A 17,557-nucleotide genomic window follows, 5' to 3' on the forward strand; every position below is an offset into this window, starting at 1 on the left:
GGCTCGATGAACCCGTAAGCTCAGAAGGCCTTTCTGACGCGGCTGTTCGACCTACTTCACCGCCAACATCACCACCGATTTCGGCGGCAGCGTCACGGTGAGCGTCGTGCCCGCCAGCCGGGCGCCGTCGAACGCCGCCGGCGCTACCGCGTTCGGGGCTGCGAAGCTGTTGAGCGCGGTGATCGCGGGTGCGGTCAGGATGCGCCCCGATACCGTCGCCCCGGTCGCAAGCCCGGCGACGTTGGCCGACACGGTGGTGGCGCGGTTGGGATCGAGGTTGGCGAGGCCGACATGGATCGCGCCGTCCTTGCCGCGCACCGCCGAGGCGCTGACCGCGGGCATCACCCAGCCGTCCTTGTTGTACCAGGGCGACTTGAGCTGGATCGGCAGCACGGTGCCGTCCTGATAGGGCTTGTACATCTCGAACACGTGGTAGGTCGGCGTCAGCACCATCTTGGCGCCATCGGTGAAGATCATCGCCTGGAGCACGTTCACCATCTGCGCGATCGCGGTCATCTTCACGCGGTCGGCGTGCTTGGCGAAGATGTTGAGGTTGACCGCGGCGACCATCGCGTCGCGCAGGGTGTTCTGCTGACGCAGGAAGCCCGGATTGGTGCCGGGATCACCGGCATACCAGGTGCCCCATTCGTCGACCGCGAGGAAGACCTTCTTCTGCGGATCGACCTTGTCCATCACCGCGCTGTGGCGGGTGATGAGATCGTCCATGCGCAGCGTCTCGGATAGCGTCTGCGCCCAGCCCGCCTCGTCGAAGTCGGTCGCGGATGCACGTGGCGGCCAGCCGCCGGGGACGGTGTAGAAGTGGAGCGACAGCGCATCGACCTGGCCCGATGCCTCGCGCATCATCGTCTCGGTCCATTTCAGGTCGTCGTTGTTGGCGCCGCTCGCGATCTTGATGATGCGGGTGTTGGCGGGCGCCTTGATGAAAGTCGCGTAGCGGCGCGTGACGTCGGCGGCATATTCCGGACGCATGTTGCCACCGCAGCCCCACAGCTCGTTTCCGATGCCGAAATAGGGCAGCGCCCACGGGGCCTTGCGGCCGTTCCGCGCGCGTTCGTCGGCCAGGCTGCCGGCGGGCGAGGTGATGTATTCCACCCATTCGGCCATTTCCTGCGGCGATCCGTTGCCGACGTTGCCCGAAATGTAGACCTCGGCGCCGACCTGTTCGGCGAGGTCCATGAACTCGTGGGTGCCGACGCTGTTGGGCTCGGTGACGCCGCCCCAATGGGTGTTGATCTTGACCGGGCGCTTGGCGCGCGCGCCGATGCCTTCGCGCCAGTGATATTCGTCGGCGAAGCAGCCGCCGGGCCAGCGGATCACGGGTACGCCGAGCGTCTTCAGCGCGCCGACCACGTCGTTGCGGAAGCCGCGGGTGTTGGGGATCTTGGCATTGGGGCCGACCCACAGGCCGCCATAGATGCCGGTGCCGAGATGCTCGGCGAACTGGGTGAAGATGCGACGATCATAGACCGGGCCGGGACGATCGGCCTGGATCGTCAGCTCGGCCGCGGCGGGCGCCGGCTGGGTGGCGGTCTGCGCGGGTGCGATCGCGGCGGAGGTGAGGGCGAGCGCCGCGACGAAGCGACGGACGGAGCGGAACAGGGGCTTATTCATCGAAGGCCTCCACGGATTGACGGTGACCGCGCAGGAAGGCGTCGGCGACGAGTTGCAGGGGGCGGACGTCGACATCGCTGCGCTTTTCGCGGACCAGCGTGGCGAAGCGCGCGTAGAGACCAGGATATTCCTCGTCCTTGGCGTGCTGCTCGCCCTCGGGCAGCGTCAACACCGCGCCGCCCTTGGCCAGCGCGAGTGTGCCGGCGTCGGTCTCGACCGTGATGTCCCAGCTCTGCGGGCCGGTCTGGCGCCAGTCGAGGTCCATCGTGATCGTCAGGCCGTCGGTGTCGCGGAAGCCGAGATCGGCGGCGATCGGCGCTGCGCGGTTGGCGGGCGTGAACAGCGTTGCGGTCTGCAGGAAGAACGGGCGCGGCAGGATGCGCGTCGCGATCGACAGCGCGTTGATGCCGGGATCGAACACGCCCAGCCCGCCGGCTTCCCAGATCCACGCCTGCCCGGGATGCCAGACGCGGACATCCTCGCGCCAGACGATCGCCGCGCTCTTGATCGTGCGATCGGCGAGCCAGGCGCGGGCGGGCTCGACCCCGGCGGCGTAACGCGAATGCCAGCTGGCGAACAACGTCGCGCCGCTCGCCTCGGCCTCGGCAACCAAGGCAGCGACTTCGGAAAGCGTCGCGCCGGGCGGCTTTTCGAGAAACACGTGCTTGCCGGATGCCAGCGCCTGCGCGGCGAGATCGTAGCGGACCTGCGGCGGGGTGCAGAGCGCGACCGCGTCGACCGCCACGTCGGCGGCCAGCAAGTCGCCCAGCGTCTTGAAGTGCGGGGTGTCGGGAAAGCCCGGATGGTTGGGGCTGACGGTGGCGGCGAGCGCATAGTCGGAATTTTCGGCGATCGCGGGCAGGTGTTGATCGACCGCGATCTTGCCGACGCCGATGATCGCGATGCGGATCGGGGCGGCGCTCATAGCGAGCGCACTGCGACGGTGGCAGCGGTGGCGCGCCCGAGCGGGTTGCGCAGCGGCAGCGTGAACGGCGCAGCCTCGATCTCGAACACGTCGCCCGGCTGGGTCTTGATGCCGTCGCTGAACGACAGCGTCGCGGTCCCGAAGAAGTGGACGTGGATGTCGCCCGGGCGGCGGAACAGATCGTATTTGAAGTGATGCGCCTCAAGATTGGTGAGGCTGTGCGACATGTTCGCCTCGCCGCTGAGGAACGGCTTTTCCCACAGCAACGCGCCGTCCCGGTGGATACGGCTGGCGCCCGCGATATGATCGGGCGGGGTGCCGACCAGCAGCTCGGGACCGAGCGCCGCCTGACGCAGCTTGGAATGCGCCAGCCACAGGTAGTTGTGGCGTTCGGTGACGTGGTCGCTAAATTCGTTGGCGAGGCACAGGCCGAGCCGGAACGGCGTGCCGTCCGGGCCGATCAGGTAGATGCCGGCAAGTTCGGGTTCCTCGCCGCCGTCCTGCGCGAAATCGGGCATCGTCAGCGGCTCGCCCGGACCGACCAGCCCCGAACCGTCGCCCTTGTAGAACCATTCGGGCTGCTGGCCGGTCTGCCCGGCGCCGGGCTTCCCCCCCTCGACGCCTTCGAGGAACATCCGCATCGAATCGGTCTGGGTCGCCGCGGCGGCGGCATCGCGGTGCATCTTGTCGCGCCCCTCGGCCGAGCCGAGATGGGTGAGCCCGGTGCCGGTCATGGCAAGATGCGCGGGGTCGTCATGATCGATCGGCGCGATCAGCCGCCCCGCCGCCAGCGCGGCGGCGAGATCGACCCGGTCGCCTTTGCCGCAGGCCGCGACCGCTGCGGCGAGATCGGTGCCGGCGGCGATCGCCCGTTCCGCCAGCGCGCGGACGCTGGCGACGCCCGGCACGATCCGGGCGTCGTCATCGGTGGCGGCGATCACCGATCGCGTGCCGTCGTCGCCGCGATGCTGCAACAGGCGCAGGGTCATCCATCTCTCTCCCGCAGGACGCCGTCGTGCGACGGTCACCCGATTGTTATCGTCAGTTGGTGGCGACGCCGTCGACCAGCCGAGGCAGGCCGCTGTCGTCGTGCAGCACTGTCGGCAGCAACGCGGTACCGAGGTTCTGGTAGGACACCGGCCGCAGGAAGCGATTGATCGCGAGGCTGCCGACCGAGGTCGTCCGCGAGTCCGACGTCGCGGGGAACGGACCGCCATGCACCATCGCGTGTGCGACCTCGACGCCCGTGGGCCAGCCATTCGCCAGGATGCGCCCTGCCTTGCGCTCGAGCACCGGGACGAGACGCGCGCCGAGGGCGGTGTCGTCGTCGTCCATGTGCAGCGTCGCGGTCAGCTGGCCCTCCGCGGCGGTCAGGACCGCGACCAGCTCGGCCTCGTCACGGCAGCGGACCAGCAGCGACGACGCGCCGAACACCTCGTGGCCGAGCGCCTCGTCGGCGAGGAACTGCGCCGCAGTGGTCGAGAAGAACGCCGCTTGGCCGTGGGCGACGCCTTCACCGACCTGGCCGCGCGCGACCGTCTCGACCGCGTCGTGCGACGACAGCGCGGCGGTCGCCTGTTCATAGGCGGCGTGGATGCCGCTGGTGAGCATCGGTGCCGCGGCGGCGTCGGCGAGTGCTTCGCCCGCCGCCTGGACGAACGTGTCGAGCCCGTCGCCCTCGATCGCGAGGACCAGGCCGGGATTGGTGCAGAACTGGCCCGCGCCCATCGTCAGCGACCCGACGAACGCGGCGCCGAGCGCGGCGGCGCGCGCCTTCAACGCTTGGGGCAGGAGCACAACTGGGTTGATGCTCGACATCTCGGCATAGACCGGGATCGGTACCGGGCGCGACTGGGCCAGCTTGACCAGCGCGAGCCCGCCGCCGCGCGACCCGGTGAAGCCGACCGCGGCGATGCGAGGATCTTGCACCAGCGCGGTGCCGAGTTCGATGCCGGGGCCGACGAGGTGCGAGAACACGCCCTCGGGCAAGCCGCAGGCGGAGACCGCGCGACGGATGGCGTCGGCGACCAGCGCGCCGGTTTCGGGATGCGCGGGGTGGCCCTTGACCACCACCGGCGCACCGGCGGCTAATGCGGAGGCGGTGTCGCCGCCTGCGGTCGAGAAGGCGAGCGGGAAGTTCGATGCACCGAACACCGCGACCGGGCCGAGCGGGATCATCCGCAGCCGCAGGTCGGGGCGCGGCAGCGGCGCGCGATCGGGCAGCGCGGGATCGATCCGAAGGCCCATCCAGGCGCCGCGGCGGACCACGCCGGCGAACAGCTTGAGCTGGCCAACGGTGCGGCCGCGCTCGCCCTCCAATCGAGCGCGGGGCAGGCCGCTCTCGCGCATCGCGGTCTCGATCAGCACGTCGCCGATCGCGACGATCTCGTCGCCGATCCGCTCGAGGAAGGCGGCGCGAGCCTCGGCATCGGTCTCGCGGTAGGTATCAAACGCGGCCTCGGCGGCGGCGCAGGCGGCATCGACGTCGGCCGGGCCGTGGTTGGTAGCGGTGTCGGTCGCGGCGGCGCGCTCGATCACTTGGCTGCTGTTATCGCTCATCGCTGCTGATGCTCCATGTTCTACTCCGACATATGGCCAGTGATTGCGCTTGGCAATGTTTGTCGTTTGACGTTCGCCTAGCGCCTGATACCAAATCCGCGGGAGATCCAGTTGACCGACATCATATCCGATCCGACCGCCGACGCCGAGCCGGAAAAGGTCGCAGGCGTTCGTATTCCGCGCGGCACTGGGCGGCGGCTGCACGGTGCGATCGCGCACAAGCTGGGGGTCGCGATCCTGTCGGGCGAATATGCGCCGGGTGACGTGCTGTCTGGCGAGGTCGCGTTTTCGGAGGCGCTCGACGTGTCGCGCAGTGCGTACCGTGAGGCGGTGCAGGTGCTGACCGCAAAGGGGCTGGTGGAGAGCCGCCCCAAGGCCGGGACGCGGGTGCTGCCGCGCAATCGCTGGAACCTACTCGATCCCGACGTACTTGCTTGGGCCTTCGCGGGAGAGCCGGACATCCAGTTCGTTCGCGGCCTGTTCGAGCTGCGCGCGATCGTCGAGCCCGCGGCGGCGGCGTTGGCGGCGGAGCGCCGCGACCGTGCCGACATGAAGACGATGAAGGACGCGCTGGCTGCGATGACCCGCTATACGCTGGCGAGCGAGGCTGGCCGCGCCGCCGATCGCGATTTCCACGACGCGATCCTGCGTGCGACCCGTAATGACGCGCTGGTCGTGCTGAGCGCGAGCATCGGCGCGGCGGTGAGCTGGACGACGCAGTTCAAGCAGCGCCAGCGCGCGTTGCCGCGCAACCCGATCCCGGACCATCGCCGGGTACTCGACGCGATCGTGGCCGGCGATGCCGCCGCGGCGAACGAGGCGATGCGGGTGCTGGTGGATATGGCGCTGGACGATACGCGGGCGGCGATGGTGCAGTAGGGGGCGTGCGTCGACTATTTGTGGCCCCGGCTCGCTACCGGGCCCTTCGTCCATTCTAAGCCGACATATCAGACGATGCGGTCGCCAGCCTGTCGCTCATTGTGTCCCCGCGAAGGCGGAGCCCAGTACTGGGTCCCCGCCTTCGCGGGGACACAATAGCGGACACGTTGTTTTCGAGAACCGCGCGCACTGTCAACTTCGGACAGCATCCGCTGGCGCCACCACCTCGGGCGGGGGCAGCGCATCCGTCGTCTTCGCGCCCCACAGTGCGTAGAACAGGATGTAGAGCTCGCACGCCGCGGTCAGCAGGAACGAGGTCTGCAAGCCATATGCGTCGGCGATGCGGCCCTGCACCACCACCAGCGCGCCGCCGGCGATCGCCATGATCAGCAGCCCCGATCCTTCCTCGGTCAGCGGCCCCAGGCCCTTGATACCGAGCGTGAAGATCGTCGGGAACATGATCGAGTGGAACAACCCGACCAGAATCAACGACCACATCGCGAGCGGACCGTCCGCGAGCACGGTGACGATCATGACGATGAACGCGCCGATCGAGAAGGCGGCGAGCACCTTTTCTGCGGGGATCTTCTGCATGATCGCGGAACCCGCGAAACGGCCGATCATCATCCCGCCCCACAGGAAGGTGAGGTAGCGGCCGGCTTGCTCGTTGGTCAGGTTGGCGATGTTCGGCTGGCTGACGAAATTGACGAACAGGTTGGCGACGCCGATTTCCGCGATCAGGTAGATGAAGATCGCCGGAATGCCGAACACCAGGTTGCGATGCTTCCAGAGGCTGTGGTGGCGACGCTCTTCCTTCGCCATGCGGCTTGTCGCCTGCCCCATCGCGGGGAGCGGAAAGCGCGCGATGACGACCGCGAGCACGACCAGAACGATCGCGACGAGGACATAGGGAAGCACCACCGATTGCGCGTCGGCGAGGCGCTCGGCTTCGGTGAGCACGGTGCCGACTTCGGATGTGCCGCCCTTCGACCGGCCGAGGATTAGATACGCGCCGAACAGCGGCGCCAGCATCGTGCCCGCGGAGTTGAGCGCCTGGACGAGGTTGAGCCGCGACGATGCGGTAGCGGCGGGGCCAACCACCGCGACGTACGGATTGGCGGCGACCTGGAGCAGGGTGATACCGCTCGCGATCACGAACAGCATGACCAGCGTCACGCCATAGGACGGCAAGGTGGCGGCGAGGACCATGCCGAGCGCGCCTGCCGCCATGATCAGTAGCCCGATCACCAGCGACTTCTGGTAGCCGATCCGTTCGATCAACTTGGCCGACGGGATCGACGCGAAGAAATAGGCGATGAACCACACGCTTTCGATCAGCGTCGTCTGCGTATAGTTGAGTTCGAACACGCTCTTCAGATGTGGCAGCAGCGTGTTGTTGATGACGGTGATGAAGCCCCACATGAAGAACAGGCTTGCGAGCAACGTCAGCGCAGACCGATAGTTGGTGCCGGTAGCGTCGGGTGGATCGGACGCGTCGGTCGGCATCTGGATTGGCGTGGCCATGCTAAACCCTCTTCCTTCTGGGAGCCCGTGTCGGTGCGAAAAGCGTGGCCGCCCGGCTTGCCCTGATTGATCTTGTCAGACTATAAATACTGCGAGGGCGCGTCAACGGCGCCGGTGCGAAACAACTCTATAGGAGCGGACCCCATGCGCGCGACAGGAAATTACGGTTCGTTGGCGGCTACGGCCGTGATTTTGCTGTCGTTGCCGGGCACCGCGATCGCCGCGGATGCCAAGCGGAGCGCGGCCGGCACGCTGAAGGACGGCACGTCGGTGGAGGCGATCACGCTCAGCAACGCCCGCGGCGTCAGCGCGCGCATCTTGGCGTACGGCGCGACTTTGCAGTCGCTGAGCGCGCCCGATCGCGCCGGCAAGATCGCCGACGTGCTGCTCGGCTATGACGATCTCGCCTCCTATGTCGACCATCCCAATTATTTTGGTGTGACCGTCGGCCGCTATGCCAACCGCATCGGCGGCGGCAAGTTCACGCTCGACGGCAAGACCTACCAGCTGCCGCTCAACGACAAGACCAATTCGCTCCACGGCGGCGGCAAGGCGTTCGACAAGACGGTGTGGAAGATCGTGGCGATCAAGAGCGGCCCGCAGGCGAGCGTGGTGCTGAGCCATCGCAGCCTCGACGGCGATGCCGGCTATCCCGGCAATCTCGACGTCACCGTCACCTACACGCTCGATGACAAGGGCGATCTCGGCATCGTGTTCGACGCGAAGACCGACAAGCCGACCGTGGTCAACATGACCAACCATGCGATCTTCGATCTGGCGGGGGAGGGGTCGCCGATGGGCGCGACCGGGCACCGACTGACGATCCCGGCGCGGGCGATCACCCCGGTCGATGGGCGCCTGGTGCCGACCGGCGCATTGCAGCCGGTCGAGGGCACGGTGTTCGACTTCCGCAAGCCGCGCGTGGTCGCGGAGGGGATCCGCGACGGCAACGACCAGCAGATCCGCTACGGCCAGGGCTACGACCATAATTTCGCGCTCGACAAGGGGCTGACCGCGACGCCGCAGCTCGCGGCCCGGCTGGAGGACCCCGTATCGGGTCGGGTGCTCGAGGTCCTGACGACCGAACCGGGTGTACAATTCTACTCCGCCAACTTTCTCGACGGCACCTATGTCGGCAAACACGGCCATCTCTACCGGATGGGTGACGGCATCGCGCTGGAGCCGCAGAAGTTTCCGGATTCGCCCAACAAGCCGAATTTCGTGTCGGCGCGGGTCGATCCGGGCAAGCCGTATCGCCATATCATGATCTACCGCCTTTCAACCGCTCGCTGACGGAACCTCCCCATGACAGACACACCGAAGCTGCGTAGCCGCGCCTGGTTCGATAATCCTGCGAACATCGACATGACCGCGCTGTATCTGGAACGGTATCTGAACTTCGGCCTGAGCCTGGAGGAATTGCGGTCGGGCAAGCCGATCATCGGCATCGCGCAGACCGGCAGCGACCTTTCCCCGTGCAACCGCCACCATCTGGTGCTGGCCGAACGGCTGCGCGAGGGCATCCGCGAGGCCGGCGGCATCGCGCTGGAATTTCCGGTCCATCCGATCCAGGAAACCGGCAAGCGCCCGACCGCGGGGCTGGACCGCAACCTGGCCTATCTGGCCCTGGTCGAGGTGCTGTACGGCTATCCGCTCGACGGCGTGGTGCTGACGATCGGCTGCGACAAGACTACGCCGGCGTGCCTGATGGCGGCGGCGACGGTCAACATCCCGGCGATCGCACTGTCGGTCGGGCCGATGCTCAACGGCTGGCACAAGGGCGAGCGCACCGGATCGGGCACGATCGTGTGGAAGGCGCGCGAACTGCTCGCGACCGGGGCGATCGACGATGCCGGGTTCATCAGGCTGGTCGCGTCGTCGGCGCCGTCGACCGGCTATTGCAACACGATGGGCACCGCGACGACGATGAATTCGCTGGCCGAGGCGCTCGGCATGCAGCTGCCCGGATCGGCGGCGATCCCGGCGCCGTATCGCGACCGCCAGGAAGTTGCCTATCACACCGGCAAGCGCATCGTCGACATGGTCGCCGAGGACCTGAAACCCTCCGACATCCTGACGCGTGAGGCGTTCCTGAACGCGATCGTGGTCAATTCGGCGATCGGCGGATCGACCAACGCGCCGATCCATCTTGCTGCGATCGCGCGCCATATCGGCGTCGACCTGCCGATCGACGACTGGCAGACGTTCGGCCACCACGTGCCGCTGATGGTCAACTTGCAACCCGCCGGCGAGTATCTGGGCGAGGATTATTATCACGCGGGCGGCGTGCCCGCGGTGGTCGCCGAACTGATGAAACAGGGGCTGATCCACGAAGACGCGATCACCGCCAACGGCAAGGCGATCGGCGACAACTGCCGCGACGCGGTGATCGAAGACGAGCGCGTCATCCGCCCGTTCGCGACGCCGCTGATCGAGGATGCCGGGTTCATCGTGCTGCGCGGCAACCTGTTCGACAGCGCGATCATGAAGACCAGCGTGATAAGCCCCGATTTCCGCGCGCGCTATCTGTCCAACCCCGACGATCCCGAGGCGTTCGAAGGGCCGGCGGTGGTGTTCGACGGGCCGGAGGATTATCACCACCGCATCGACGATCCGTCGCTCGGCATCACCGATCGCACCTTGCTGTTCATGCGCGGCGCCGGGCCGATCGGCTATCCGGGCGCCGCCGAAGTCGTCAACATGCGTCCGCCAGCCTATCTGATCCGCGAAGGCGTGCAGGCGCTGCCGTGCATCGGCGACGGGCGCCAATCGGGCACGTCGGGATCGCCGTCGATCCTGAACGCCAGCCCCGAAGCCGCGGCGATGGGCGGTCTGGCGCTGATCCGCACCGGCGACCGCGTGCGGATCGACCTGGGCAAAGGCACTGCCGACGTGTTGATCGCCGATGACGAACTCGCCGAACGCCGCCGCGCGCTGACCGAGGCGGGCGGCTATGATTATCCGGCATCGCAGACCCCGTGGCAGGCGATCCAGCGCCAGACGGTGGGCCAATTGTCGGCCGGCGCGATCCTCGAAGGCGCCGAACGCTACCAGCGTATTGCTCAGACCATGGGGCTGCCGCGCGACAATCACTGATGCCCGTCAGGGAGCGTCTTCCAAAGGCAGCGTTTTCAATAACGCATTCGATTTTTCATTTGCCAGCGAATTACTCCGTGTTACTAGTAGGACAAATAAAATCCGGCGCGAGTTGCGACCGGGTGTTCTGCTAGGGGAGAAGACGCATGAAGACGCTGGCAACTCGCATCCTGTGGACCGTATCGGCAGGGGCGCTCGCAGCAGGGATCGGTACTCAGGCGCAGGCGCAAGCCGCCACCGGTGATCAGGCTGCCGCCCCCGCAGGCACCGTCGCGGCGGAAGACACCACCCAGGCGCCGGCGGATGACGATATCGTCGTCACCGGTGTCCGCGCCAGCCTTCAGGGCGCACAGGCGATCAAGCGCAATTCGGCCCAGGTCGTCGATTCGATCGTTGCCGAGGACATCGGCAAGTTCCCGGACAATACAGTTTCAGACGCGCTCCAGCGGGTGACCGGTATCCAGGTGGCGCGCGGCGGCGGCGAGGTTGGCACCGTGCTGGTGCGCGGGCTTCCCGATATCGAGACGCTGATCAACGGCCGCGAAGCTTTCACCGGCACCGGCCGCGGCGTCGCGCTACAGGACATCCCCGCCGAACTCGTCGCAGGGGTAGACGTCTACAAGACCAACCTGCCCGAACAGATCGAAGGCAGCGTGTCGGGGACGATCGACATCCGCCTGCGCCGGCCGTTCGACTTCGACGGGTTGCAGATCGCGGGCGGCGCGCGCGGGATCTATTCCGACAAGCGCGACAAGTGGAGCTATGTCGGCAGCGGCCTGATCAGCAATCGCTGGACCACCGCGAGCGGTCAGGAGTTCGGCATCCTGATCGCGGGATCGTACAATAAACGCAGATATCGCGACCAGACCGCGTTCAACTTCGGCTTCAACCCGCTTAATGCGGCGGCCGGCGACAATACGCTGATCCCCGACACGGTCGGCGGGCTGGTCACCGATGGTGACCGCACCCGCCCCTCGGTCAACGTCGCGCTGCAATGGCGTCCGTCCTCGGACCTGGAGTTCTACGCCGATGGCCTGTTCACCGGTTATCGCCAGGATTACGACGTCGACTTCTTCGTCGGACTGCCCAAGGCAGGCACTGTCACCGTGAACACGACGCAGGACGGATCGGCCCAGTCGAGCGAGACCGGCAATCGCCCGGTCGCCGGCACGATCACGACGCGCAACAACTTCACGATCACCAGCAAGCAGACCTTCCACCAGAAGACCGACGGCTATCAGGCGAACTTCGGCACTCGCTGGACCCCCGGCAAGGAAACTATCACCGCCGAGATCACCTACAACAAGAGCACGGTGCGCAGTCGACAGTACGTGCTCGATACCGCCTTCACGGTGCCGCAGATCGACTACAACTTCAACGCCGGACGGACACCGGCGGTCGACTTCAACGGCTACGACATTACCAACGGTGCGGCCCTCAACCTCTTCACCTTGTTCGACAATCGCAACGCGGCGGACAGCACGCAATATGCCGCGCACGCCGACGTCCAGCATGATTTTGACGGCGGCTTTCTGAAGAACTTCAAGATCGGCGCGCGCTGGGCGGTTCGCAAGGGTTCGTCCGGCGGCACCACTACAGGCGGCTACGGGCTCGGTTCGGTGCCGATCTCGGGCTATCAGAACGCGACCACCAATTCCTATGACGACATCCTCGGCGGGCGGGTCGGCATCGACCGGTTCGCGCTGGCGTCGAGCGATTTCATTCGCAGCAACATCGCGACGTTGCGGGCGCTGGCGAACCGGCCGGCAGGGGATCCCCCGTTCGATCCGGCGCAGGTGTTCAGCCTGAAGGAGCGGGTATTCGCCTTCTACGGGCAGACCGCGTTCGGCTTCGATGCCGGGAGCATCCCGATCGACGGGACGCTCGGGATGCGCGCGGTGAATACCGCTACCGATCTGAACGCGATCGAGGTGCTGACCGCGAACGGCACGACCCAGTTGCTGCCGATCTCGAGCAGCCGCAACACGCTCGATCTGCTGCCGAGCCTGACGCTCAAGATCCATCCGACCGAGCGGTTCCTGATCCGCGGCGTCGTCGGCAAGGCGATCCTGCGTCCGCAATATGCGTCGCTGAACCCGGCGGTGGCGACCGTGGAGACAGGGGCTACCGGCAATCAGGGCTTCATCGGCACGCAATCAGGGGGCAATCCCGACCTGCGCCAGGTCAAGTCGACCAACGCCGATCTGTCGGCCGAATGGTATTTCTCGACCACGGGATCGCTGACGCTGGCCGGTTTCTACAAGAAGCTCGACGGTTATATCCAGAACTACTCGTCGCCTATCGCGGGGCTAAATTCGGCGGGCGTTGCCGGCAACTATCTCTTCACCGGTCCGCAGAACACCAAGAACGGCGAACTGAAGGGCCTCGAGGCGTCCTATACCCAGTTCTACGATTTCCTGCCGGGGCCGCTCGGCGGCTTTGGTCTGCAGGCGAGCTTCACGCTGTCGGACGGCAAGGTCGACGATCCGCTGCGTCCCGGCCAGCGTCAGAACATCACCCCGGTATCACGCTATTCGTACAACCTCGTCGGCATCTACGAGAAATACGGCTTCTCGGCGCGGCTGGCATATAACTGGCGGAGCAAGTTCACCGACAGCTATTCGGACGCTTTCGCCGGCGGCAAGATCGTCGTCCAGCCGATCGCGTTCCTGGATTTCTCCGCGAGCTACGCGGTCAGCGACAACATCACGCTCACCGTCGATGCGACCAACCTGCTCAACGAGACCTACCACGACAATTTCGGCACGACGAGCTACGAGCCGCGCGATACGCGCCAGTATGACCGCACCTTCGGCGGCGGCGTCCGGTTCAAGTTCTGACACGATGGGGGCGGGGTTCCCGCCTCCGCTTTTTCGGGAAAGGCGCGTGACGTGAGGATATCGGCGGCGTTGCTATCGGGCCTGATGCTGTTCGGGGTGCCGGCCTTCATTGCCGCGCAAGCGCCCGCGTCGCTAAACGATCGTCTCGCGGGGGATCTCACCCCGGTGCACGATCCGTCGATCATCAAGCAGGGCGACACCTATTATCTGTTCGTCACCACGAGCAGGGAGGATCAGCCGCCCGGGCTGATCCACATCCGCACCTCCAAGGACCTCGTGACGTGGACGAAGAGCGGCGCGGTGTTCGCGGCGATGCCGGAATGGACGAAGCGCGAGATCAAGGGGACGACCGGGCTGTGGGCGCCCGACATCTCCTATGCCAACGGCCGGTACCGGCTTTATTATTCAGTCTCGACCTTCGGCAGCAACCACTCGGCGATCGGGCTCGCCACCTCGCCGACCCTAGATCCGGCCGCGCCTGGCTATGGCTGGACCGATCAGGGTCCGGTGATCGTCTCGCCGCGCGGCGGCGATTACAACGCGATCGATCCCAACGCCTTCACCGATGCCGACGGCAAGAGCTGGCTGGTCTTCGGCAGCTTCTGGACGGGGCTGAAGCTGATCGCGATCGACCCCGCCACCGGCAAGCGCCTCGCCGGGGACGACACCGTCCGCGCGCTCGCCCGGCGACCGGCGCCGGGCGCGATCGAGGCGCCCTTCCTCGTCCGCCACGGCGACTTCTATTATCTGTTCGCCTCGAACGACTTCTGCTGCCGGGGCGCGAATAGCAGCTACTATACCGTGGTCGGCCGCGCCAGGGCGGTCGCCGGGCCCTATCTCGACTATGACGGCAAGCCGATGATGGACGGCTATGCGCAGGTCGTGCTCCACGCAAGGCTGGACCCGACCAACCGTTGGCGCGGCCCCGGGCATGCCGCGGTGCTGCATGACGGCGCGAACGACTACATCGTCTATCACGCCTACGATGCGAGCGAAAAAGGCCGGCCGACGCTGCGGATTCAGCGGCTCGGCTGGACGAAGGACGGCTGGCCGGTCGCGCAGCCATGAGCCGCGACCGGTGCGAACCAATGGAGAGAAGATGACCGACCCGCTTTCGCTGACGCGCCGCACCTTCCTCGCCGCGAGCGGTGCCGCCGCTGCCACCGCGGCAACCGCGCAACGGGTGAGGCACGGGGTGGCGCCCGCCGCTCCGGCCAACCCGCTGGTGCGGCAGCGCGCGGATACGCAGATTTTCCGCCATACCGACGGCAACTATTACATGACCGCGTCAGTGCCCGAATACGACCGACTGGTGCTGCGCCGGTCGCGGACGCTGGCGGGTCTCGCCACCGCGCGCGAGACCGTGTTGTGGCGGCACCTGTCGAGCGGGCCGCTGTCGGGGTTCATCTGGGCGCCCGAGCTCCACCTGATCGACGGACGCTGGATCATGTATTTCGCTGCCGGGCCGAGCGGCGGCGGCGAGGACGTGTTCCGCATCCGCACCTATGCGCTGGTCTGCGACGATGCCGATCCGATAACCGGGCGCTGGTCGCTGCTCGGCCAGCTGACGACGCCGTGGGACAGCTTCACGCTGGATTCGACCTCGTTCGTCCACCGCGGCGTCCGCTACCTACTATGGGCGCAGAGGGAGCCGGGGATCGACACCAACAGCAACCTCTATCTGGCGCCGCTGAAGACCCCGATCACGCTGGCGGCCAAGCCCGCGCGGCTGACCGTGCCGACGCTCGATTGGGAAGTGCGCGGGTACAAGGTCGCCGAAGGACCGACGGTGCTGCCGCGCAACGGCCAACTGTTCCTGAGCTATTCGGCCAGCGCTACCGACGACCGCTATTGCCTGGGGCTGCTGACCTGCGCTGACGATGCCGACATCATGCAGCCATCGAACTGGACCAAGTCGCCAAAGCCGGTGTTCGTCAGTTCGGAAGCGACCAGCGTCTACGGCCCCGGCCACAACAGCTTCACCGTCGATGAACACGGCCGCGACGTGCTGGTCTATCACGGCCGCGACTACAAGGCGATCAAGGGCGACCCGCTGTTCGACCCCAACCGAGACACCCGCATCCAGCGGATCTACTATAATGCGGACGGCACACCCGATTTCGGCATTCCCGTTGGCAACGGCCCGCTGCCGTACCGCATGGCGCCCACGAACCGTTCCGGCGCCTTCCTTCGCCTGCGCGGCGACCGGTTCGAGATCGGTACCGGCTCGCTTGCCTCGACCCAGATCCGCCAGGTGGCGGGGAAGGGGGGCAGCATCGCCTTCGAACCGATCGAGCGGCGCGGTGAGCGGCTGTGCCACGACGGCGCCGGGCGGGTGGTGCTCGCGCGCGACGACGGCAGCGCGGGGATCGCGGCACGCAGCAGCTTCGTGCCGGTCGAACAGGGCCGCGATCGCCGGGCGTTTCGGCTGGTCGGCGCGGGTGGCCTGTACCTCCAGGCGGCAGGCGACGAAGTGCGCATCGCGCGGGGCTTGCAGGATGCGAGTTTCATGTTGAGCTGAGCGGGTAGGGGAAGGGTAGGCACGATGATCGACCAGAGCAGACGTTCGTTACTCGGTGCCTCTCTCGTTCTGCCGCTTGCTGCTGGCACCGCGAAGGCGACATTCCCCGCCGCACCGGCACTGGTCGACTACCGGTTGTCGACCACGGCGGGGCCGTTCCAGCCGACACCGGCCTCGCTCAAGACCTATTCGACTCCCGACTGGTTCAGGGATGCAAAATTCGGAATCTGGTCGCATTGGGGCCCGCAATCTGTGCCGCGGCAGGGCGACTGGTATGCGCGGAACATGTATATTTATGGCCATCCCCATTACGACCATCATCTGAAGACCTACGGTCATCCCTCCAAACATGGCTACAAAGATTTGATACCGCTATGGAAAGCGGAACAGTTCGACCCCGATGCGCTGATGTCGCTCTATGCCGGGGCGGGGGTAAAGTATTTCGTCACGATGGGCGTGCACCACGACAATTTCGATCTTTGGAATTCGAAGCATCATCGCTGGAACGCGGTCGCGATGGGGCCGAAGCGCGACATCGTCGGCGCCTGGCGAACCGCGGCGCGCAAGCGCGGGCTGCGGTTCGGCGTGTCCGAACATCTCGGGCCGAGCTACGCGTGGTTCGTCACCAGCCACCAATATGATCAGGTCGCTCCGCTCGGCGGGGTCGCCTATGACGGTGCCGACCCGGCCTATGCCGCGCTCTATCACCCGGCGCATGACGAGCCGTTCCGCTGGGGTCGCTCCTGGTACGCCAACGATCCCGCGTGGCACCAGCGCTGGTTCGACCGCATCACCGATCTGCTCGACAACTATCAGCCCGATTATCTCTACACCGATGGCGGCCTGCCGTTCGGGGTGGTCGGGCGGACAATGCTCGCCAATTTCTATAACGCAAACCGCGCGCGACACGGCGGCAGGCTTGAAGCGGTCTACGCGTACAAGGATCTCGGCACCGGTGAGTTCTACAAGGAGGCCGGGGTCGAGGATGTCGAGCGCGGGGTATTCAGCGGCATCAACCCGCTGCCGTGGCAGACCGACACCTCGATCGGCGACTGGTTCTATAGCGACGGATACACCTACAAGGCCACCGGCGAGGTGATCGCGATGCTCGCCGACGTGGTCAGCAAGAACGGCAATCTGCTGATCAACGTCGTGCAATATCCCGACGGCGCGCTGCCGCCGGAATCGCGGAAATTCCTTGCCGAGATGACGGGGTGGATGGCGGTCAACGGTGAGGCGATCCATGGCACGCGGCCGTGGAAGGTGTTCGGCGAAGGACCGACGCAAGTCGCGGCCGGCGCTTTCAAGGAAAGCGCCGGCTACACCGCGCAGGACATCCGGTTCACGACGAAGGCGGATGTGGTATATGCGATCACGTTGGCGACACCGGATGGCGCGGTGGTGATCGAGGCGCTCGGGCGCAATGCCGGGCATGAGCGGCGGCCGGTACGTCGGGTGCGGATGCTGGGTGCGTCTGCGGCGTCGAGGTTCGCGCAGACCGATGGCGCGTTACGAATCGAGCTGGATGTATCGGTGCCGCGGTCGGCCTGTGCGTTTAGGATCGAGTTCTAGAGAGCAGAC

At 66.4% G+C, this 17,557-nt stretch carries 12 protein-coding genes; 7 read left to right on the forward strand and 5 right to left on the reverse strand.

Annotated features, from left to right (window positions below):
• Positions 1-51: 51 nt before the first annotated feature.
• Genes ACT009_RS02905 through ACT009_RS02920 form a run of 4 tightly spaced genes read right to left on the reverse strand, consistent with a single transcriptional unit; the run spans position 52 to position 5,116 of the window.
• Entirely contained in the window at positions 52-1,632 is a 1,581-nt protein-coding gene (locus ACT009_RS02905) for an alpha-N-arabinofuranosidase (RefSeq protein WP_445192891.1), read from the reverse strand.
• Positions 1,625-2,557 (reverse strand): Gfo/Idh/MocA family protein, encoded by a 933-nt coding sequence (locus ACT009_RS02910; protein ID WP_445192892.1) that lies wholly within the window; start codon positions 2,555-2,557, stop codon positions 1,625-1,627. Before ACT009_RS02910 ends, ACT009_RS02905 begins: the two co-directional genes overlap by 8 nt.
• The gene (gene araD1, locus ACT009_RS02915; RefSeq protein WP_445192893.1) at positions 2,554-3,546 is read right to left on the reverse strand and encodes an AraD1 family protein; all 993 of its coding nucleotides are present in this window, start codon (positions 3,544-3,546) and stop codon (positions 2,554-2,556) included. The genes ACT009_RS02910 and araD1 overlap by 4 nt, the downstream gene beginning before the upstream one ends.
• Positions 3,547-3,598: 52 nt before the next feature.
• A complete protein-coding gene (locus ACT009_RS02920) occupies positions 3,599-5,116 on the reverse strand; it encodes an aldehyde dehydrogenase (NADP(+)) (protein ID WP_445192894.1) in 1,518 nt (505 codons plus the stop codon).
• A gap of 120 nt (positions 5,117-5,236) precedes the next feature.
• Between ACT009_RS02920 and ACT009_RS02925 the strand changes: the two genes are divergently transcribed.
• Positions 5,237-5,995, forward strand: coding sequence for a FadR/GntR family transcriptional regulator (locus ACT009_RS02925; RefSeq protein ID WP_445193989.1), 759 nt, complete (start codon positions 5,237-5,239; stop codon positions 5,993-5,995).
• Positions 5,996-6,187: 192 nt separating this feature from the next.
• Here the strand turns inward: ACT009_RS02925 and ACT009_RS02930 are convergent, their stop codons facing one another.
• Entirely contained in the window at positions 6,188-7,501 is a 1,314-nt protein-coding gene (locus tag ACT009_RS02930) for a sugar MFS transporter (RefSeq protein ID WP_445193990.1), read from the reverse strand.
• Between the two features lie 162 nt (positions 7,502-7,663).
• Here ACT009_RS02930 and ACT009_RS02935 point away from each other — a divergent pair, with 162 nt between their 5' ends.
• The 6 genes from ACT009_RS02935 to ACT009_RS02960 all read left to right on the forward strand — a co-directional run bounded on the left by ACT009_RS02935 (position 7,664) and on the right by ACT009_RS02960 (position 17,548).
• A complete protein-coding gene (locus tag ACT009_RS02935; RefSeq protein WP_445192895.1) occupies positions 7,664-8,812 on the forward strand; it encodes an aldose epimerase family protein in 1,149 nt (382 codons plus the stop codon).
• 12 nt (positions 8,813-8,824) lie between these two features.
• Entirely contained in the window at positions 8,825-10,615 is a 1,791-nt protein-coding gene (locus ACT009_RS02940) for an IlvD/Edd family dehydratase (RefSeq protein WP_445192896.1), read from the forward strand.
• 146 nt (positions 10,616-10,761) lie between these two features.
• Positions 10,762-13,455, forward strand: a complete 2,694-nt coding sequence (locus ACT009_RS02945) for a TonB-dependent receptor (RefSeq protein ID WP_445192897.1) — start codon at positions 10,762-10,764, stop codon at positions 13,453-13,455.
• Between the two features lie 84 nt (positions 13,456-13,539).
• Complete coding sequence (locus ACT009_RS02950) at positions 13,540-14,523, forward strand: arabinan endo-1,5-alpha-L-arabinosidase (RefSeq protein WP_445193991.1); 984 nt, start codon at positions 13,540-13,542, stop codon at positions 14,521-14,523.
• Between the two features lie 31 nt (positions 14,524-14,554).
• Entirely contained in the window at positions 14,555-15,976 is a 1,422-nt protein-coding gene (locus ACT009_RS02955; RefSeq protein ID WP_445192898.1) for a family 43 glycosylhydrolase, read from the forward strand.
• Positions 15,977-16,000: 24 nt separating this feature from the next.
• On the forward strand, positions 16,001-17,548 hold the full coding sequence (locus ACT009_RS02960) for an alpha-L-fucosidase (protein ID WP_445192899.1): 1,548 nt from the start codon (positions 16,001-16,003) through the stop codon (positions 17,546-17,548).
• Positions 17,549-17,557: the final 9 nt, after the last annotated feature.

The sequence above is a fragment of the Sphingomonas sp. Tas61C01 genome (genome assembly GCF_052567495.1).